This window comes from Gordonia mangrovi (genome assembly GCF_024734075.1).
Lineage (GTDB): Bacteria > Actinomycetota > Actinomycetes > Mycobacteriales > Mycobacteriaceae > Gordonia > Gordonia mangrovi.
In genome coordinates this window covers 3,649,987-3,669,283 of the sequence record NZ_CP102850.1, presented here as the reverse complement: position 1 = coordinate 3,669,283, position 19,297 = coordinate 3,649,987, and the positions used below count along the sequence as shown (strand labels likewise).

Sequence of the window (19,297 nt, the reverse complement as noted above, 5' to 3'; positions counted from 1 at the left end):
AAGACCTTTCGCGATTCGACCTCATCCGTAACCTGCGACAGCTCGGTCAATCAGGTTTGACTGAACCGCTGTCGCAACTACTCTACCAGTAGAGTAGTTTAGTTGTAACCCACTTCACAACCCAGCTTGTGCCAGCACGCAGGCCACAACGACGTAGGAGAATCATGCCCCTGGGAATGATCTTGGAGATGGCCGCAAGCGCCTACGGCCCCCGAGAGGCCCTCACCGATGCGAATGGCGAGCGAACGTCCTTCGAGCAATGGCACCGGCGCGCAAGCCAAGGCGCCTCGTGGTTGGTGGACCGAGGCACTACTAACGTCGCCTACCTGGGGCTGAATGGTTCAATGCTGCCCACGGTGATGTTTTCGTGCGCGCTCGCGGGCGTCCCGTTCACGCCCCTCAATTTCCGCCTCTCCGACGAACAACTTCGTGATCATCTCGAAGCGCTCGGAAGTCCCCTGCTCATATCCGACCCCCGCTATCTGGCGAAGTTCGGTTCGCGAGACCAGGCGATCGGTTCCGACGAGTGGTTGCACCAGATCACCGAAATGAATCCACTCCTGGACAAGCAGATCGAAGACGACGCAACCGCCGTTGTGCTGTTCACGAGTGGAACCACCTCAAGGCCCAAAGGCGTGCGGCTCCGTCACGAGAACCTCGTCAACTACGTTCTGCAGACTGTCGAGTTCGGATCGGCCGACGAGAGCGACGCAACCCTGACCACCGTCCCCCCGTACCACGTGGCCGCGATCGGCGCCGTGATCAGCAATCTCTATGCAGGCCGCCGCGTGGTATACCTTCCCGATTTCCGCGCCGACGAATGGCTGCGGGTCGCTCGAGACGAGGCCGTCACAAATGCCATGGTCGTTCCGACGATGCTCAGCCGGATCGTCGACGAGCTCGGAGACCAGGATGCAGAGCTACCACAGCTGAGAGGACTTGCCTACGGCGGCGCGAAGGTGTCGCAGCGAGTCCTGAAGAAGGCGCTGCAGAAGTTCCCCACAGCCGACTTCGTGAACGCATACGGCCTGACGGAGACGAGTTCGACAATCGCGCTGCTCGGCCCCCAAGACCACCGCGACGCCCTCCAGAGCGGCGATCCCGACGCCCTTGCCCGACTCGGGTCGGTCGGTCGTCCGGTGCCGGGGATCGAGGTCGAGATCCGCGACACCGACGACAACCCACTACCCACAGGTACCCAGGGGTTGATCTGGGTACGCGGACCTCAGGTATCCGGCGAATATACCGAGCAGGGGTCAGTTCTCGACGACAGTGGGTGGTTCCCGACGAAGGACGGCGGATACCTTGACAAGGCCGGATACCTCTTCGTCCTGGGTAGGCTGGACGACACAATCATCAGGGGCGGCGAGAATATCGCCCCACACGAGATCGAGTCGGTCCTCCTCGACCACAACGAAGTTCGGGAAGCAGCCGTTGTGGGAGTCTCTGACGACGAGTGGGGTCAGCGGATAGTCGCCGTGGTCGTCCTCACGGAAGCTGCGCGGACCACCGAGGAAGAGCTCACCGACTTCGTCCGAACCCGACTCCGCAGCTCGAAAACCCCCGACCAGTTCATCCTCGCGACCGAACTCCCCTATAGCGCGACGGGGAAACTCTTGCGCCGAGAACTGGTCAACAATCTCACGACCACACCCTCAGTTCACTGACCGATCAGACCGAATCGGCATTGACTTCTTAACAGCAGCGACCTAAATTTATCTAGTACTAGAGTATCTATTTTTCTGTTTTAACGCCGAGACCCAGTGGAGCGATGACGTGTCGTGGAACTTCGAAACCGATGGTGAATTTCAGAAAGAACTCAACTGGATTGAGGACTTCGTACGAGACGAGATCGAGCCGATCGACCACATCGTGGCCGACTACGGGTTTGATCTGAATGACCCGGTCCGCAAGGCCCTCATTCCCCCACTGCAAGAAGAGGTCCGCAAGCGAAAGCTCTGGGCCTGTCATCTGGGCCCGAATCTCGGTGGGCCGGGCTACGGTCAGGTCAAGTTAGCTCTGATGAACGAGATTCTAGGCAAGTCGAAGTGTGCCCCAATCGTTTTCGGTTGCCAGGCGCCAGACTCGGGTAATGCCGAGATCCTGGCTCACTTCGGCAGTCCACGTCTGAAAGAGAAGTACCTCCAACCGCTTATCAACAACGAGGTCGTTTCGTGCTACTCGATGACCGAACCCGAGGGCGGTTCCGACCCGACGGGGTTCAACACCACGGCCACACGCGACGGTGACGATTGGGTGATCAACGGTTCGAAATGGTTCTCCTCTCATGCCCGCTTCGCAGCATTCAACATCGTGTTGGCGAAGACGGCACCCGACGCCGAACCCCACAAGCGGATGTCCATGTTCGTGGTACCCGCTGGGACGCCTGGCCTGGAGAACGTACGCGATGTGCGCGTGTTCGGACACCACGAGCACAAGGGAACCCACGCCTACCTTCGCTACAACGATGTTCGAATCCCCAGCGACCACTTGCTCGGCGGCGAAGGTGACGGGTTCGCGGTAGCGCAAACCCGCCTGGGCGGTGGCCGCATCCACCACGCGATGCGGACCGTGGGTCTCGTTCGGAAGGCTCTGGACCAGATGTGCGAGCGAGCACTGTCCCGGCACACCCAGGGAGAACGTCTCGCCGACAAGCAAATGGTCCAGGAGATGCTGGCGGACTCCTGGATTCAGCTCGAGCAGTTTCGCCTGCTGGTCCTGCAGACCGCATGGAAAATCGACAAGTTCGATGACTATCGCGTCGTGCGTCGTGACATCGCAGCCGTCAAGGCAGCCATGCCCAAGGTGTTGTCCGACGTCAGCGGCCGCGCTCTTCAACTCCACGGATCGCTGGGGGCCTCCGACGAGATGCCCTTCGGCGAGATGATCATGGAGTCCTACCGAATGGGTCTGGCCGACGGCGCCACCGAGATCCACAAGATCACAGTCGCCAAGCAGACGCTTCGCGGCCATGAGGCCGCACCCGGCCTGTTCCCGTCCGGTCATTTACCGGCACTCAAGGCCGCCGCCCTCGAGCGATTCGGCCCGATCATCGCGGAGGCGACAAAATGACAACACCCGACGAGACACCAGAACTGGCGCCGGTCAGGCCCGGAGAAGAACTCGACTGGGACAAGCTGGTTGCGTATCTGGGCGGCAGACTGGACGTATCACCGAAAGGCTGGTCGGTGCAGCAGTTCCCCAACGGCTCCGCGAATCTCACGTACCTGCTCACGCTGAGTGATGACCTAAAAGTGGTCATACGTCGACCACCACTCGGCGAGATCGCCGTCGGCGCCCACGACATGGGCCGCGAGCATCGTGTGCTCTCGCGCCTCAACAAAGAGTTCCCCAGAGCCCCCCTGTCACTGCTGTTCTGTGACGACAAGTCGATCATCGGTTCCGACTTCGACGTGATGGAGTACCGGCCAGGCGTCGTCGTGTGGCGGACAATTCCTCAGGTTCTGCAGGTCGGCGATAACGTCGCGCACCGTGTCGGCCTGGCCGTTGCAGAAGCTCTCGGCGATCTCCACCTCGTGGATCCTGAGGCCTGCGACCTAGGCGATCTCGGTCGCCCGCAAGGCTTCTTGCAACGGCAGGTCGGTGGTTGGACGAAGCGGTGGAACGCGGTGGCGTCCGACGGGGAGACCGATCTGATGGCGGATGCGGCGAAGCGGCTCGCGAACGCGATCCCGGAGAACCCCACTGTGTCGATCCTTCACAACGACTACCAGTTGAGCAACGTCCAGTTTGCTGCGGGCAAGCCCGATTCCGTGTACTCGGTGTTCGACTGGGACATGGCTACTCTCGGTGACCCGCTGCTCGACTTTGCCACCTTGCTCAATTACTGGCCGGATCCGTCAGACTCCGAAGGAAGCAGCGGACTATACCTGCCCGAGGTGGGCGCTCTCGGGTTGCCGAGCCACGTCGAGATGACACAGCAGTACGCAAAGACCACGGGCTATGACATCGGCGCGTTCGGGTGGTACCAGGCGTTCGCGTCGTTCCGTGTGGCTGTCATCCTGCAGCAGCTCGCAGCACGTTACTACCGCGGAGAGACCACCGATCCGCGTATGAAGCAGCGAGGCGAATTGGTGCGTCCGCAGGTGTTGCGCGCGATTGAGTTGCTCGATCTGAACGGGATCCACTGAAGATGCGCAACCTCGACCGAACCCGGAGGCGGTGACCAGTGGCAGCTGTGGCGGCCTACGACACGCCGCCGAGAGTGCGTGTTGTTGCAGATGGTATTTCGGTCATTCCAGTCGAGCTTCCTATCAAGTCGCTCGGCTACGTTCTCGTGTACGTCATCGACGGTGACGACGGGATACACCTCGTCGACACCGGATGGAACAACGAGCAGTCCTGGCGGTCACTCACCGACGGCCTCGCCGAGCTGGGACGGTCTGTGACCGATGTGCGTGGCGTGGTCGCAACGCACATCCACCCCGATCACTACGGGCTCGCTGGACGCATACGAGAGGTCTCCGGCGCGTGGGTCGGCCTGCACAGCGCCGATGCCGAACTGGTTGACGCGCACTATCTGCTGCCGACCGATCAACAGCCCGACCTGACAAACGAGTTGATGGCGGCAGGCGTTCCTGATTCGGATCTCGGCGAGGTCCAGGGTGAAGAACTGCCCGAGAGCGGCTATGTGACCAAGGTCATCCCAGATCTCGATGTGGCCGATGGCCAGGTGCTCCCGATCCCGGGGCGAGGGGTGAAAGCACTGTGGACACCGGGCCATTCACCGGGCCACCTGTGTTTCGCCATCGCGGATCAGGCCGCTCTCTTGACCGGCGATCACGTCCTTCCCCGGATAACGCCCGGGGTCTCCGTGTTCTCGTGTGCCGGTGCCAACCCGCTGGGCAACTTCCTGCAGTCACTCACCCGTCTCGCCGGCGTCCCCGCGGACATAGTTCTCCCGGCCCACGAGTACGAGTTTCGTGGCCTCGAAGAGCGGATCGCCGAATTGATCAAACACCACCGCGCCCGTTTCCTGGACGTGTATGACCTCGCCTCTTCCGGCAATCGAACGGCCTGGACGATTGCTTCGATGATGCGATGGTCCCGCACATGGGAGACCATCGACAGCCTCATGAAGCGGTCCGCTGTCGGTGAGACACTCGCACATTTGATTCATCTCGAAACGCTCGGAATGCTGCAACGTTCGACGGACCTCCCTCACCGCTGGTCCGCGTCGTCGGGTCGCCATCCGAACGGCAGGGACGACCTCCTCTCGCTGCTCTCCATACCGCGATGACAAATACCGGACACTCCGAAGACAATGTGATCATCGGACTCCACCCCGCGGTCACCGACACGACCATGCCGGTCCGAGACCTGCTGGTCGCCGCGGAAGCCCGAAGAATCGGGGGCTTCTACCTGCCGGAGCACACGCATCTGCCAGTGGACCGGGAACGTTCTCAGTATCCCGGCGGCGGCACCATGCCTGACCGCTACAAACGGCTGGTCGATCCGTACACGACGCTCGCCTACGCGGCCGCGCTGACAACTGGGATGGAGCTGGGGACCTGTGTCGGTCTGATCGGGAACCACGACCCGATCGCACTTGCCAAAGCCATTGCCACAGTGGATATGCTCTCGGGCGGACGAATGTTCCTCGGGGTTGGATTCGGTTGGAACAACGCCGAGTTCGTCGCCCACAACTCCGCCGATATCAGCGCAAAGGCTGATGTCACCCAGGAGAAGCTCGAACTGATGCGGAGTTTATGGACCGACGATGAGGCCTGCTACCAAGGCAAATTCGTCACTCTAGAGCCGAGTTGGGCTTGGCCGAAACCATCTCGCCGACCAGCCATCCCATCGCTTCTCGGTGCGCCGCCCACCGAACGGACATTTGAGAGAATCGCGACCTGGGCCGATGGCTGGCTGACGATGGGCACAACGTTGGCATCCGACGACTTCCCAGCGCATCTCATCTCCCTCAGAACAACCTGGGCCCGTCATGGGCGAGATCCCGATGACCTGCAGATCGCCGTCATAGAAGCGCCCTGCAAACGGAGCGAACTCGCACAAGTCCGCGATACGGCACGCACGCTCGGTGTGGGCAGGGTGATCCTCCACGTCGAGGACGCACCCGAGAAATCATTGCTGGAAGTAATGGACGATATCGCGGCTGTGCAGTCGAGTTGACTTGTTCCGCTCGCGTATTCGCGAGCGGAACAAGTCAGGTTTGCCATTCAGCATACGGGCGCATGATTGAACCCAGGAATCAAATGCTTCCCGGCATCTACAGGTATCGCCGCACCGGTGATCTCTGATGATCGATCTGACGCCAGAGACAACATCACATCGCTGACCCGCTCCGGCGGAATGGCTAAACGACCGGCCAAGATCGCCGCGTGACGCGCGCCTCCGATGAGGACCTCGACAGTCCCGCCCGGCCCGCCATTGACCACGTCATAGATCCCTTGCCAGTGATTCATGGGCGAATCGATCACGCCGGGACACACTGCGTTGCATCAGATGCCACAGGGTCCCAACTCAAGTGCGATCGCACGCGTATGCCCGATCAATCCGTGCCTCGACGAAATATCGTGCGCATAGTTCGCCGCGCCTTCCAGACCGTTGATCGATGATGTGATGATCACAGAGCCGGAACGGTTCTCGATCATTTGAGGCGCCGCCGCCTTAACCGTGCGCCCACACGCCACTCAGATTCACGTCGACCATTTTCGTCCACTGGTCTTCCGATAGTTCCCAAAATGGAGTAAACCCAACGATTCAGGCATTGGCGATACCGACCGGATAGTCCACCGTTTCGATTTGCTCATCGATGTCGACCGCGATCACATTGGCTCCGGCGCCGGCGAAGGCGACCGCATGGGCACGCCCTTGGCCCCGCGCTGCGCCCGTGATGAATACAGTCTTCCCTTCGAGTTCTTGCATCTAGGCCTTCGAGGTGTGCGTCGGCAATTCGCCGCGGCTGGAATTCGCGACACCCGCGCCGTGACTTCGCCGAGGAGAGGATCCCGACCCTCGGCGAAGTCACGGATCGATCGTCGACCTACTCGAACTTCTTGTTCAGGAAGGCAATCCGTTCGGGAATGCCTCGGCAACGGTCGCGCTCACATCGATAGGGTCTACCTGATCGGGAATGACCTGCTGAGCAAAGTCAGGTCCTGGTCCGATCTCGTACATGTAAATGCCCCAACCACACACGGTCGGCAACGCGGCGACCGTTCCACCGCATTCGTAGTTGCCTCCGAGCGCGACCTTTCCGGTCTTTGCAGGCCCGGCGAGGGCATCCTTCACAGCTTTCGAGGTGACCTCGGACGAACCCATCGGCTTGAGGATGTTGTTGTACGTGGTCATCACTGTCGAGAATGCCAAGGCTGCCTGACCGGCGCCCGGCTCGGTGCCCTTGGCGTATGTTGACATGATCTTGCGATACAGAACGGCATCCTCGGTCTCACCCATTGGATCCGCCGTCAATTGCGTCACCTTCCACCCGACCATGTTCTCGCCTGCTGCAGCTAGAACATCAGGGGCATAACAGGTCTGGTTCGCGATCACCGGTGTGTTGAGGTTCTGCTGGCCGTAGGCGTTCGCGAACGCGACGCATCCGTTGGACGCGAGAATGCCGGTCAGCCCGCCGAGCTGGGCTGGGTTGATCGAGAGCAGCGACGACGAGTAGTCGGTGGCGGTGGGGCTCACCGCTGTCTGCTGGAAGCTGTATCCGGCCTGCTCGAGGGGTACTTCGAGCAGAGTTGCCGCAGCCAGAGCGGCGGGGTTCTGGCTCACTAGTGCGCCAAAAGACTTGTTCTGGGTCGGATGGAGCTTCAAATAGGCGGGGATCACGGGGCCTGACCCCGCCGTGCCTGAATTGAAGAACGCGACATTGGGTGCGTTGAAGTCCGGAAGCGACAGGGGAACCTCACCAATGACCATCAGACCAGCACCGTCGAGTATCGGATAGGTGACGCCCGAGTTGTAGTCGTTTCCAAGGAAAACGAAGGCCGGCTTGTTCGTTACCATCTGCTGCGCGCATCGCTGCGACGAGGTCGGCGTTCCGTCCACCGCGCACGAATCTAGCTCGATCTTCTTTCCACCAACGCCATCGAGCTCTTCGTTGATGTATTGCACAGTGGCTTCGAAGGCCGCCTGCACCTCTGGATACGTTCCGACTGACCCGGCGGTCTGATTGATGAATCCAACCTTGATCGTTCCCGACCCTCCGGAATCAGCCGAACCCCCGTTCTCGGTGCCGTTACACGCTGTAACTGCAACCAGTGCAGTCACACACGCGACAATCCCCAGTACCTTGCGTAGTCGGCGAGGACGCCGCGCACTGCTCGGGTCTGTTCTCATGACCGTCCTCAACTCTTTCTATGCGGCACCGATCGGCACCGACGGGATGGAAAGACGATCTCCCTCTCGATATGTACTCGCGTACTCGATAGTCGGAGGTGCGACCGTCTTGCTACAGCGTCCCACGCGACTGCGCACGTTGGAGTAGGTTTCGAAATTTTCGCTGCAATGCGCTTTCCAGCAGGCGAGACCCGGGCGATACTGGCACCGGCGCCAAAGTGACAGCGAGCGTGGTCCATGGTTTGGGTGGGGATACTTGATGCGCACCCTCTTTCGGAAGTCCTGACCTCGATGCCCGGCATCGGCGTCAGGACCGCAGCCCGCATCCTCCTCGAAGTCGGCGAGGGCTTAGCGTTCGCCACCGCCGGCCACCTGGCCGCCTACGCCGGCATCGCCCCAGTCACCCACCGATCCGGCACCTCCATCCGCGGCGAGCACCCCGCCCGCTTCGGCAACCGCAAACTCAAACGCGCCTTTCTCCTCTCCGCGTTCGCCGCGCTGCACGACCCCACCAGCCGCGCATACTACGACCGCAAACGCGCCGAAAAAAAGAAACACAACGCCGCCCTCATCTGCCTCGCCCGCCGACGCTGCGACGTCCTCCACGCCATGCTCAGAAACCGCGAACCCTACCGCCAACCATCACCAGCAGCCGCTTGACAAGAACCATAGGGACACCCCCCGACAACGCGACGAGTCCAGTGTGCGTAACTGAACTGCAGGTTCCGCAACCTCCAACCTCCCTGCTGCCGCCGGCCGGTCGCCCGGGCATCCATACGTGATCTGGATCTCACCCAATGTCGCGAACCCATAGACAGCGGGACACGAAGGGAATTAGTCTATGTCCCGAGTAATCGGTCAACGACCTTTCCTCGTCACGCACGCCGCATAGCATCTGTCGGCGGCGGGTGAGTTCACGGCCGGTCGACCCTCTTCTGCGATCGGAAGTCACTGACGATGTCCAATTATGTAATCTTCGCCCTCCTCGGCATGGGTTCGGGCGCAGTGCTCGGCATGCTTGCGATCGGCGTTCTGCTCGGTTACCGCGGTTCCGGCGTGGTCAACTTCTCCCAGGGCGCAATCGCGATGTACGTCGCGTACGTCTGGTATCAACTCAAGACAACAGGCATCTACATGCTCCCCGTCCCGGGGTTGCCCAGCGGCATTCAGGTCGGCGACTCCACCGGCGCCAACACTGCAGTGTCGCTGATACTTTCGCTGTTCACTGCTGCGGCCCTTGGTTTGATATTGCATTTCCTCATCTTGCGGCCGCTACGTACAGCCCCGATGCTCGCGCGCGTAGTGGCAACAATCGGGTACATGTTGCTGCTTCAGGCAGTGGTCGGCTATCGGTTCGGCACCACGACTGTGTCGGTTCCCAAGCTTTTGCCGGACACGGGCACGGTGGAAGTGCTCGGCGCGCAGATCGGTATCGACCAGTTCGTCCTGGCCGCGATCAGCATTGTCCTGGCAGTGGTGCTGGCAGCCTTCTTCCGATACACGCGATTCGGACTCGCCACCCGCGCTTCAGCCGAAAACGAGCAGGGCGCGATCCTGCTTGGGTTCTCCCCGGACTTCCAGGCCGGTGTCAACTGGGTGATGGCTTCCGTGCTCGCCGGCGTCGCCGGAATTCTGATTGGGCCTCTGACGCAACTGACCCCGACCGCGTTCAGTCTCTTGATCATCCCGGCGCTTGCGGCTGCACTTCTGGGCCGATTCACATCGTTCATCATCACCGCAGTGGCCGCAATCCTCATCGGGATGACGCAGGGGCTTCTGGTCGAGTTGCCCAGCAAGCTCTCCTGGTTCCCTGCCGTCGGTGCTCAGGACGCGCTCCCCTTCATCGTGATCATCATCGCGATCGTCTTTGTCGGTAAATCGATTCCGACCCGCGACATGTCGCTTGAGGCCCGACTCCCGTCCGCTCCACCCCCGGGTCGCATCGGCGTATATTCCGGCGCAGCATTTTTCGTCATCCTCGGCCTCCTGTTTCTAGTGATGGGCAGCGGACTTCGCGTTGCGGCGATCAACTCCATCATCGCGGCTCTTGTCTGTCTGTCACTGGTCGTCCTGACCGGCTACGTCGGACAAATCTCGTTGTTCCAACTCGCAATGGCGGGCGTGGCCGCCTACATGGTCGCCTACCTGGCCACCAAGGTCGGGATCCCCTTCCCCTTCGCCCCCATCATCGCAGCGCTGGTTGCGTCGGTTGTCGGCGTCATTGCCGCTACGCCCGCACTTCGAGTGCGGGGCGTAAACCTCGCTATCATCACACTGGCCGGCGGTTACGCCATCGAGACCTTCTTCTTCAACAACCCCAAATACACCGGTGGTTCGTCGGGCGCCAAGGTCCCCCAGCCTGAAATCTTCGGCTTCAATCTCGGTTTCGTTCAAGGCGCGGTCGTCGGTACTCCGCAGTTCGGCATCATGTGCGTCGTCGTGCTTGCAGTCTCCGCTTTGGGCGTCGCCAACCTCCGTCGTCGGCAAACAGGCTTGCGGATGCTCGCGATGCGCGCCAACGAACGGTCGGCTGCCGCATCCGGAATCAACATCGCATCGACAAAGTTCATGGCGTTCGGGTTCTCCGCCTTCCTGGCCGGGCTCGCAGGGTGCCTCATGGCATACCAGCAGACCCAGGTCAGCGGTCCGTTCGACGCGCTGTCGTCGGTAGGCATCCTCGCGATCGCGTATGTCGGGGGCATCACCAGCATCTCGGGATCGCTGGCCGCCGGAGCGATTGCCGCTGGCGGCCTCTCGTTCTACGTGTACGAGAGCTACATCTACGCCGACAACGCGGTGGTGATTTTCAACCTCATCGCCGGACTTGGCTTGATCCTGACTGCGATCTTCAACCCTGAAGGCATCTCCGGGGCGACCCGGGACGGCGCGCGAGCGGTCGACCGATTGGTGCGCGGCCGGTTCGCAAAGCCGTCGAATGCGGTTCCTACGGACGGAGCGACGGACCAGTCTGAGGAAGACGCGCCCAGCGCCCTGGAGGTCCCCGCTGACTCCACCGCAGAATCATATGCCAGCAAACACATGGCCAAGCCCCAACCCCATTCCGGAGGTGTGCGCTAGCATGCAATCCCTTGTAGCACAAAATGTCACCGTAACGTTCGGCGGAGTTCGCGCCCTCGACAACGTCTCGTTGGAGATTCCCACTGGCAAGTTGGTCGGGCTCATCGGTCCCAACGGCGCCGGCAAGACCACCTGCATCGACGCCCTTTCTGGCTTTGTCTCCGCCAAAGGTTCGATAGCGGTGGACGAGCACTCCTTGAAAGGGCTACCGGCATACCGTCGGTTCCGGTCCGGGGTCTCCCGAACATTCCAGGCGCAGGAACTCTTCGATGACTTGACAGTTCGAGAGAACCTGTCTGTGGCGTCGAGCACAACGCGCTGGTGGTCGATGATTGCCGACATCGCGCTGCCCCCCTACAAGGTCGACACCTCTGACATCGACGCAGTTGCTGCGGAACTCGGACTCGAAGATCTGCTCGACGAATTGCCGTCTTCACTCTCACTCGGTCAGCAGAAGCTGGTCAGTGTGGCGCGAAGTGTCGTGTCGCGACCAGCATTCCTGCTGTTGGACGAACCAGCTGCCGGTCTCGACACCGACGCAACAGGGGAGCTGAGTCCACTACTCCGCAGAATTGCGGCAAGGGGAATCGGGGTGCTACTAATCGATCATGATATGGGTCTTGTGCTCAATGCCTGCGACTACATCTACGTCCTCGAGTTCGGAAAGATCATCGCCGAAGGAACACCCGCACAAGTACGCACCGACCCCAAGGTCGTGGCCGCATACCTCGGTAAACAGGAACTTCCCGACGACATCGCACAAGACGCAATCGCGTTGAGTGAAAACAAGATTCCAGACGAGGTGGCATGATATGAGTGAACCGGTCGTTGAACTCAAGGGAGTCCACAGCGGGTACAACACCATCTCGGTCATTCGCGGCATTGACCTCATCGTCAATCCCGGCGAGGTCGTGGCACTTCTCGGCGCCAACGGCGCGGGCAAGACGACCACCCTCCGAACGATTTCCGGCATCGTGCCAATTTCCGAAGGAACACTCACCGTGATGGGAACGCCGATACTCAAGAACCGGCCATGGTTGGTTGCACGTCGCGGGGTCTCACACGTTCCAGAAGAGCGTGGGCTGTTCTTCCAGCTCACGGTGAAAGAGAACTTGATACTCGGTGCACGACGGGGCAAACCCGACTATGACCGAGTTTTCCACTACTTCCCCGCCCTGGCCAAACTGTCGAACCGTAAGGCCGGGCTCCTGTCCGGCGGCGAACAGCAGATGCTCGCAACGGCCCGCGCCGCCATCAGCGGATCGAAGCTGATCATGGTCGACGAGATGAGTCTTGGACTGGCGCCGATCATCGTGGAACGGCTGCTCCCGGTCCTCAAACAGGTGGCCGTCGACACCGGTGCAGGCATCCTGCTGGTCGAGCAGCACATCGAACTCGCCCTCGAGGTCGCCGATCGGGGCTACGTCCTGAGTAAAGGCGTGATCGACCGAACCGACACCGCAGAAGCCCTCTTGCGAGACCGCCACCTCCTCGAACAGAGCTACCTCGGTGAGATCGTCATCTGACCGAATCCCACGCCATGGCACCGCGTCGTCTGATCCTCTGGCGCACCAGACGAGAACCTCCGGACACTCGCCACCACTGATGTCGTTGCACAGGAACTGATCCGCGCTCTGCGCTTCAACTGAACGGAACAGCGGGACACGTTGCAGCTCAATTGGTCGGCGAGTCTACGTAGCACTCACCGAGATCTCGGGCTGACGACGAGTTCCGAATTTTCCTCCTTACAGGGCCGAACTATCCTCTACCTCTATGTCGCATTCTATGTCGACGCCGGCGACGGCGGTGAGCTGTTTCCGTGCCGCTGGTGCCGCGCGCCGTCCAGCAGATCAATTCAACGGCGCTGTTTCGGAGCTGATGGCCGATCTGTTTGAAGATCGGACCGAGGAGGGGGTACCGACTAGCTGACCAGTTAGCGATCACGACCGAGCGACAACTGCAACTCTTTCCGCCAACGCACCACGAGCATCTCGTATTCGAGCTCGGCCGAGGCCAGCGCCATCCCCGGGAAGGTTCGGAACAATCGCGGAAGTGCTTCCATGAGCTGTACTCTTGCCAAGGGCGCACCAAGGCAGAGATGCGGGCCTCCTCCGAACCCGACACCGCGATTCACTTGCCGTCGTATGTCGATCACGTCAGAATTCTCGTATTCGAGTTCGTCTCGATTTGCAGAACCCAACAGGCACATGCCCGTCTGCCCCACCTCGAACGTCACGCCACCGTATTCGACATCTTCGAACACATACTGGATCAACCGCCGGCTTCTTACGTTCGCCCGGGGTGCGCTCACCATTGAGGTGGGCCCGGATCGTCTTCCTATCGTGACCGGTGTGGCGGGCGATCGCCGAGATCGTCCACCCCCGTTTGTGCAGTGCATGTACTTCCAAATCGCTCTCCCGTGTCAACATGAAAGCGGGCCTCCCGAGGTTGCTGGTGAGTGGTCAGAGACCATCAGCATCAGGGGAGGCCCGCCTACTCTGGCGGAGCCACACGGGTGGGGAATTCAGATGAGCATCACTGGGGTGCCTCTCTATTTGTCAAGCGGCGCTGGCGGGTTCCTTGGCGCGTTGCCTGTGACTGCGTTTTTCGTCGGCGATCATGATGCGCCAGACGTGATCGGACAGGTGTCGTTTCAGGCTGCGCCTGGCCGCGCGGGGGCTCTTGCCCTCGGCGACCTTCTTGTCGTAATACGCGCGCCCAGCGCTGGCGGGCATCCGGATCTGGACCATCGCGATGGTGTGCAGCGCTGAGTTCAGCTGCCGGTCGCCGTAGCGGGACAGTCGGTGCCGATTGGAGTCGGCGCTGGCGACCTGGACGGGTGCCGTCCCGTTGTAGTTCGCAAACGCAGCAGCGGTCGCGAACCTGCTCGCGCGCCCGGTGCGGCCGATCAACCGGGCGGCGGACACTGGACCGATCCCGTCGACCCCCCGCAAACTTGTGCCATGCTCGTCGAGTGCTCGCGTCATCTGCTTGCCGTTGTCGGTGAGCCGGTCATCAAGTCGACCGATGTCGGCGATCAGGTCGCGACACAGCCCGACACGAATGCGGTCGATCTCGCTGCGGGCACGAAAACCCCGCAGCACCGAGCTGGCAGCGGTCGCGGTCAGCGAGGTCGGTGCACCGCCGGCCAGCAGCTGCCGCAACAGCGCGTGCAGTTGATTGACCAAACGAGTGCGACTGTTACACAGATTGGTTCGACGTTCATCGAGCAGAGCCAAGACATCGGCGGAACCCTCCGGGTCCACCGGGCGGGCATCGCCCTGCAGTACGGCGACACAGGCCGCTGCGGCGGCGTCGATACGGTCGTTCTTGCGGCGTCCGCCGCGGGAGAGTTGCCGAACCCGGGCGGTGGCGGTGGTCGGGACGTCGAGAACCACCTCACCGAGGACCAGCAACCACTGCGCCAGGTGATGGCCCAATCCCTCTGCGTTCTCCAGTGCCCACTTGCGCTCAGGCCAGGCCTTCGCCCAGGCGATCATCGCCTTGTAGCCAGCGACAGTGGCGTCGATGCGGATCGAGCCAAGGTCGGTGTTGGTAGCCGGATCGATCGCGGTGGCGGTGTGGCTGGACTTGTGAGGATCGATACCAATGACGATCATGGAAGTCGGGTTCCCTTCTCTGCACGGACGGGGGAATCCGCGGAGGACAATCCGACTTCAAGTACCTCTCACAGCAGCTTGCAGTCACGCCTCTCTTCAGTCACTCCGCGAACGTAGACCGGAAGGGCGGACACACCCCACTAGGGTCAACCCCAACCAACGGGTGACAGGAATTTCGCGAGTCAGCCCTTCTGGTCTGCTACCGAACGCTACGGACCGAATCCGCAGCCGAACCGGTGACACGAACATAAGTCGGGATTTCGATGAGCGCCGTCAGAACGTCAACTCAGACCAATACGGCGCCCGCATCCACGGCCAGGCTGACTCCGTGATGTACCGAGCCTCGTCTAAGTGCACGAACAACACGGCGTTGGCGACATCGATGGCGTCGATCCAGGGAACCCCGAGAAGATTCTTCGCCCGTGCCGCTTGATCGAGTTTCTCGGAGCCGCCGGCATTCTCACTCATCAGGCGTTGCGTTACCGCATTGGTGATCATGTGCGCATTCGCACTGGTCGGGTAAATCGCAATTCCGCGAATACCAAAGGGGGACAACTCAATCACAAGACTCTTTGTCAGCCTGACTTGGCCATGTTTGGCCGTGACATAGTGGGCGATATAGGCCTCGGCACGTAGGCTGCCGGTAGAACTCGTCAACACAATCGACCCAGCATCCGATCGGCTGAGAAACGGGGCGGCTGCCCGCACCGTATTCCAAGATCCGGTGACATGGACGTCCATCACATCGCCCCACTGCTCGGGCGTCAGGTCAAGGACGCCTCCGTAAGAAGCCAATCCGGCATTGGCGCACAACAGATCCAGCCCACCCAGTTCATCCACTCCCCGCCGGATTCCCTCGTTGAGAGCCGTATAATCCAGAACATCGGCGCGAGCGGTGACTATCCGTCGGCCCCAGCGCTCGGAGATCCGCGGCGGGCTGCTCCAAATCGGCGCTGGTACTCATTCCGTATTGCGCGGAGTCGACGGCGGCGCAGAGGTCGAGCGCGATCATGTCGGCACCTTCTTCGAACAGGCGGAGTGCGAACGCCCGCCCGAGCCCCCCTGCCGCGCCGGAGATCACGCGACCTTGCCCTCTACACGCCCCGTGACACCTATATGTCTCCTCAAGTCCTGGTGGATACGTGCAGGATTCCGCAAGAACTAGTCGTTAATACGACTAGTGAGGAGAAGACCTTCCTGTGTTGTGCACGACCGCACCCTCGCCTGATCGCCGGGTTACGCAGGGGCCGTCCGGAGCGGAACGTCAGAGTCACCTGCTGCAGAACGCAGGCGACCGAGCACGTCCACCAGTTCACGCTGATCGTCAGGCGTGCTTCCAGCGAAGCCGAAGTCGACGGTCTTCAACGAGTCCGTGACGACAGAAACCAGCGCCCGCCCCTCCTTGGTGATGGAGACCACCGTTGCGCGGCGGTCCGTCGGGTGTGGGTTTCGAGCGATGAGACCACGACCCTCGAGCCGATCGGTCGCGAGCGTGGCCGTCGTCGCGTGCACCATCAACGCCTTGGCGAGCTGGCTGATCAACCGAGTGCCGGTCTCGCTCAGCAGAAGCGTCATCAGAAGCATGTAGTCCGTGATGTTCAGTTTGTGACTGCGCAATTCGGCTTCAACGGCATCAGCCATCAGTCGATGGAATCGCAACACCGAACTCATTGCGATGAACGCATCTTCGGAGTCCCCCATTCCGTGCCTTCGCCAAAAGTGCCGCGCCCAGTCGACCGGGTCGTGGAAACTGTCGCCGTCCTTGCTGTTGGCCCGCTTTGCCATGCCTGCCCCCTTCGGACACCTCGTGCGCCACGTGTCGACGCAAACTGTCTATGGACAAAATATACAGGTAGCGAGGTTGAGGAAGCGACATGTCGAGCATAGACACCGTCTATTTGGTAACCCGAACAGGCAGATCGCGCGAAATGGCCACCATTTGCTGCGCTGTCGTGTGTGTCGCCAAGGGCAGGCCGCGGTCCCGAGTGGAGGTTGACAGGACATTCCTGAGTCCAATACTCTAGTACACGACTATTATTGATATATGTCGCCTCGGAGTGAATCCACCGAATCGACGTACCCCACAGAGGCAGTCTCGCGGTCGCCGACCGGGCTGGCTCGTCAAGGAGGAGTTGCAGCATGGGTAGTCTTGACCAGCTCGTAGCGGTTGTCACCGGATCCGGGCGAGGAATTGGGCGCGAGCATGCCCTGCTTCTGGCGCGTGAAGGAGCTGCGATCGTCGTCAATGACCTCGGTGGTGGTCGCGACGGCACTGGTTCGGAGTCGTCACCGGCTCAAGACGTCGTGGACGAGATCACCAAGGCGGGTGGCCGCGCGGTCGCGAACAATGATGACGTCTCGGATTCCGCGGGTGCCCAGAGAATCGTGGACACAGCGGTAAACGAGTTCGGACGTCTCGACATTGTCGTCAACAATGCCGGGATCTTGCGTGACCGGGTACTGGTCAATCTAACCGACGACGACTGGGATCTCGTCAACAAGGTCAACACGCGCGGCACGTTCGCCGTGCTCCGTGCTGCCGCCAACTACTGGCGCGCCGAGAGTAAAGCCGGTCGGCCTGTGAGCGCATCGGTCATCAACACCTCCAGCGAATCCGGAGTATTCGGCAATCCCGGGCAAGCCAACTATGCAGCCGCCAAAGCCGCCGTAGCATCGTTGACACAGGTGGCAGCCAAGGAACTCGAGCGCTACGGCGTACGTGTCAATGCGATTCTCCCGCAGGCTCGAACAAGGTTGACAGAGGCTACCTTCGGAGATTCCCTATCGGCGAGCGATAACAAGTTCGATCGCTGGGACCCCGCAAATGTTTCCCCGTTTGTAGCCTATCTCGCCTCTCCGACAACGCAATTGAGCGGAGAAGTATTCGTTGTTGGCGGCAGCCGCGTGCAACGAGTCAAACCCTGGGAGCGCGACCCCAATTGGAAGTTGCAGACCGGCGGACGATGGACCGTTGCAGAACTGGAAAAAGCTGTCTCTGACGCCGGCATCCCCACCGGACAGAGTTGGACGGCAAACCCGAACAAGGCGTCGAAATGAGCACGTCGGCAACCCAGGAACCACGCTCGACCGAAGCCCATATGCCTGAGGCCGTCATCGATGACGCGATGATCGAATCAATGAAGGCAAAAGCTGGGGTTGATCTGCGAATCAGTCACTCGATCAACAACGAAGAGGTCACCCGCATCGCGGTGGCCAAATTCGCCGGCGGCATCGGCGACATCAATCCGTTGTGGACCGACAGCGAGCACGCCACCAATTCGGACTACCTTGCGCCGGTGGCTCCGCCATCCTTCGTGATCGGATGCTTCTCGGGCATCCAGTTCGGGTGGCCGGGCCTGGGCTCGTTCCACTCGTCGACGGACATGGACCTGCTCGCGCCGATCTATCTGGGCGATGTCATCACAGCCACCTGCCGCTACGACGGGTTCACTGGACCCCGGCCGTCGACCTTCGCCAATCAGATGGTGACCGACATGTTCACCAACACCTACACGAATCAACGGGACGACAAGGTCGCTGAAATACGCTGGCAAGTTGTCAACTATGAGCGAGCGACGGCGCGAACTGCATCGAAGTCGAAGCGTGAACGGCTGGTGTTACCGCACCCATGGAGGACCGAAGAAATAGAGGCCGTAGAAGCTCGGGTCCTTGCTGAGAAGCCGCAGGGCGCCGAACCCCGATGGTGGGAGGACATCAACCCGGGTGATCCGATCTCGTCGCTGACCAAGGGACCGATCGGTTTGACCGACGAAGTCGCATTCATCGCCGGTGGTGGAACCCCGATTCCCCGATTGAAAGCGCACGCCGCAGCACTGGCGGACTACGCAGACCACCCCGCGTGGTCATTCCGCGACCCCGTGACCGGCGCCCAAGAGCCCATCTACGCTGTTCACTACAACAATTCCGCCGCCCAGGCGATGGGTGTGGCATATCAGTACGACGTCGGCTTCCAGCGCCAGTGCTGGCAGATTCAACTGCTCACCCACTGGGTCGGAGACAAGGGATGGGTCAAGCACCTCGATTCTCAATATCGCGGTTTCGTCTACCTCTCTGACGTGATCGAGTTGGGCGGTGTTGTCGACAGCAAGGAAATCGACGCCGACGGCGAACACGTCGTCCACGTCACCACGTTCGCGCGCAATCAGCGCGGTGGGGACGTAATGCCGGGCCATGCGACCGTTGCGTTGCCGTCGCGTGAGAGGGAGCTCTCACCGGCCGGGAGTCGGGCGCGGGTGAAGTCGTGACCT

Annotated in this window: 16 protein-coding genes and 3 pseudogenes; 11 read left to right on the top strand and 8 right to left on the bottom strand. The window is 61.0% G+C overall.

Going from position 1 to position 19,297, the window contains the following annotated elements:
- Window positions 1–164: 164 nt before the first annotated feature.
- From NWF22_RS16635 to NWF22_RS16615, 5 genes are all read left to right on the top strand, one after another.
- On the top strand, window positions 165–1,667 hold the full coding sequence (locus tag NWF22_RS16635) for a class I adenylate-forming enzyme family protein (protein ID WP_202399099.1): 1,503 nt from the start codon (window positions 165–167) through the stop codon (window positions 1,665–1,667).
- 109 nt (window positions 1,668–1,776) lie between these two features.
- Entirely contained in the window at window positions 1,777–3,072 is a 1,296-nt protein-coding gene (locus NWF22_RS16630; RefSeq protein ID WP_160904360.1) for an acyl-CoA dehydrogenase family protein, read from the top strand.
- Window positions 3,069–4,151 (top strand): phosphotransferase family protein, encoded by a 1,083-nt coding sequence (locus NWF22_RS16625; RefSeq protein ID WP_160904361.1) that lies wholly within the window; start codon window positions 3,069–3,071, stop codon window positions 4,149–4,151. The genes NWF22_RS16630 and NWF22_RS16625 overlap by 4 nt, the downstream gene beginning before the upstream one ends.
- A gap of 146 nt (window positions 4,152–4,297) precedes the next feature.
- On the top strand, window positions 4,298–5,260 hold the full coding sequence (locus NWF22_RS16620) for an MBL fold metallo-hydrolase (protein ID WP_160904362.1): 963 nt from the start codon (window positions 4,298–4,300) through the stop codon (window positions 5,258–5,260).
- A complete protein-coding gene (locus NWF22_RS16615) occupies window positions 5,257–6,153 on the top strand; it encodes a TIGR03619 family F420-dependent LLM class oxidoreductase (RefSeq protein ID WP_160904363.1) in 897 nt (298 codons plus the stop codon). Before NWF22_RS16620 ends, NWF22_RS16615 begins: the two co-directional genes overlap by 4 nt.
- 47 nt (window positions 6,154–6,200) lie before the next feature.
- Here NWF22_RS16615 and NWF22_RS24510 read toward each other — a convergent pair.
- The 3 genes and pseudogenes from NWF22_RS24510 to NWF22_RS16595 form a co-directional block, all read right to left on the bottom strand.
- A pseudogene (locus NWF22_RS24510) lies at window positions 6,201–6,635 on the bottom strand (SDR family oxidoreductase).
- A gap of 109 nt (window positions 6,636–6,744) precedes the next feature.
- On the bottom strand, window positions 6,745–6,909 hold the full coding sequence (locus NWF22_RS16600) for a hypothetical protein (protein WP_233752059.1): 165 nt from the start codon (window positions 6,907–6,909) through the stop codon (window positions 6,745–6,747).
- A gap of 135 nt (window positions 6,910–7,044) precedes the next feature.
- Window positions 7,045–8,262 carry an ABC transporter substrate-binding protein gene (locus NWF22_RS16595; protein WP_160904364.1) on the bottom strand — a complete coding sequence of 406 codons (1,218 nt, stop codon included), beginning with the start codon at window positions 8,260–8,262 and terminating at the stop codon, window positions 7,045–7,047.
- A 324-nt stretch (window positions 8,263–8,586) separates the two neighbouring features.
- On the opposite strand from NWF22_RS16595, the pseudogene NWF22_RS16590 reads away from it, so the two are divergent.
- From NWF22_RS16590 to NWF22_RS16575, 4 genes and pseudogenes are all read left to right on the top strand, one after another.
- Window positions 8,587–8,991 (top strand): annotated as a pseudogene (locus tag NWF22_RS16590) (transposase); the annotation flags it as partial.
- A 297-nt stretch (window positions 8,992–9,288) separates the two neighbouring features.
- The gene (locus tag NWF22_RS16585; RefSeq protein WP_160904365.1) at window positions 9,289–11,409 is read left to right on the top strand and encodes an ABC transporter permease; all 2,121 of its coding nucleotides are present in this window, start codon (window positions 9,289–9,291) and stop codon (window positions 11,407–11,409) included.
- A gap of 1 nt (window position 11,410) precedes the next feature.
- Window positions 11,411–12,220: an ABC transporter ATP-binding protein gene (locus NWF22_RS16580; RefSeq protein ID WP_233752060.1), complete on the top strand. Its 810-nt coding sequence runs from the start codon at window positions 11,411–11,413 to the stop codon at window positions 12,218–12,220.
- Window position 12,221: 1 nt separating this feature from the next.
- A complete protein-coding gene (locus NWF22_RS16575; RefSeq protein WP_160904366.1) occupies window positions 12,222–12,935 on the top strand; it encodes an ABC transporter ATP-binding protein in 714 nt (237 codons plus the stop codon).
- A gap of 407 nt (window positions 12,936–13,342) precedes the next feature.
- On the opposite strand, the gene NWF22_RS16570 is transcribed toward NWF22_RS16575, so the two are convergent.
- The 5 genes and pseudogenes from NWF22_RS16570 to NWF22_RS16550 all read right to left on the bottom strand — a co-directional run bounded on the left by NWF22_RS16570 (window position 13,343) and on the right by NWF22_RS16550 (window position 16,814).
- Window positions 13,343–13,618: a cytochrome P450 gene (locus NWF22_RS16570; protein WP_233752078.1), complete on the bottom strand. Its 276-nt coding sequence runs from the start codon at window positions 13,616–13,618 to the stop codon at window positions 13,343–13,345.
- Between the two features lie 58 nt (window positions 13,619–13,676).
- Window positions 13,677–13,838 (bottom strand): annotated as a pseudogene (locus tag NWF22_RS16565) (IS21 family transposase); the annotation flags it as partial.
- Window positions 13,839–13,967: 129 nt separating this feature from the next.
- Complete coding sequence (locus NWF22_RS16560; RefSeq protein ID WP_160904367.1) at window positions 13,968–15,029, bottom strand: IS110 family RNA-guided transposase; 1,062 nt, start codon at window positions 15,027–15,029, stop codon at window positions 13,968–13,970.
- Between the two features lie 273 nt (window positions 15,030–15,302).
- Window positions 15,303–15,908, bottom strand: a complete 606-nt coding sequence (locus tag NWF22_RS16555) for an SDR family oxidoreductase (RefSeq protein WP_233752079.1) — start codon at window positions 15,906–15,908, stop codon at window positions 15,303–15,305.
- A 357-nt stretch (window positions 15,909–16,265) separates the two neighbouring features.
- Entirely contained in the window at window positions 16,266–16,814 is a 549-nt protein-coding gene (locus tag NWF22_RS16550) for a MarR family winged helix-turn-helix transcriptional regulator (RefSeq protein WP_233752061.1), read from the bottom strand.
- A 354-nt stretch (window positions 16,815–17,168) separates the two neighbouring features.
- On the opposite strand from NWF22_RS16550, the gene NWF22_RS16545 reads away from it, so the two are divergent.
- Entirely contained in the window at window positions 17,169–18,086 is a 918-nt protein-coding gene (locus NWF22_RS16545) for an SDR family oxidoreductase (protein WP_160904368.1), read from the top strand.
- On the top strand, window positions 18,083–19,294 hold the full coding sequence (locus NWF22_RS16540) for an FAS1-like dehydratase domain-containing protein (RefSeq protein ID WP_160904369.1): 1,212 nt from the start codon (window positions 18,083–18,085) through the stop codon (window positions 19,292–19,294). The genes NWF22_RS16545 and NWF22_RS16540 overlap by 4 nt, the downstream gene beginning before the upstream one ends.
- Window positions 19,295–19,297: the final 3 nt, after the last annotated feature.

Bases quoted from the DNA above. Each gene is read 5' to 3' on its own strand.
- NWF22_RS16600 (WP_233752059.1), bottom strand. From the start codon at position 6,909: ATGCAAGAACTCGAAGGGAAGACTGTATTCATCACGGGCGCAGCGCGG.
- NWF22_RS16615 (WP_160904363.1), top strand. From the start codon at position 5,257: ATGACAAATACCGGACACTCCGAAGACAATGTGATCATCGGACTCCAC.
- NWF22_RS16560 (WP_160904367.1), bottom strand. From the start codon at position 15,029: ATGATCGTCATTGGTATCGATCCTCACAAGTCCAGCCACACCGCCACC.
- NWF22_RS16580 (WP_233752060.1), top strand. From the start codon at position 11,411: ATGCAATCCCTTGTAGCACAAAATGTCACCGTAACGTTCGGCGGAGTT.
- NWF22_RS16575 (WP_160904366.1), top strand. From the start codon at position 12,222: ATGAGTGAACCGGTCGTTGAACTCAAGGGAGTCCACAGCGGGTACAAC.
- NWF22_RS16625 (WP_160904361.1), top strand. From the start codon at position 3,069: ATGACAACACCCGACGAGACACCAGAACTGGCGCCGGTCAGGCCCGGA.
- NWF22_RS16540 (WP_160904369.1), top strand. From the start codon at position 18,083: ATGAGCACGTCGGCAACCCAGGAACCACGCTCGACCGAAGCCCATATG.
- NWF22_RS16635 (WP_202399099.1), top strand. From the start codon at position 165: ATGCCCCTGGGAATGATCTTGGAGATGGCCGCAAGCGCCTACGGCCCC.
- NWF22_RS16545 (WP_160904368.1), top strand. From the start codon at position 17,169: ATGGGTAGTCTTGACCAGCTCGTAGCGGTTGTCACCGGATCCGGGCGA.
- NWF22_RS16570 (WP_233752078.1), bottom strand. From the start codon at position 13,618: ATGTGCCTGTTGGGTTCTGCAAATCGAGACGAACTCGAATACGAGAAT.
- NWF22_RS16585 (WP_160904365.1), top strand. From the start codon at position 9,289: ATGTCCAATTATGTAATCTTCGCCCTCCTCGGCATGGGTTCGGGCGCA.
- NWF22_RS16550 (WP_233752061.1), bottom strand. From the start codon at position 16,814: ATGGCAAAGCGGGCCAACAGCAAGGACGGCGACAGTTTCCACGACCCG.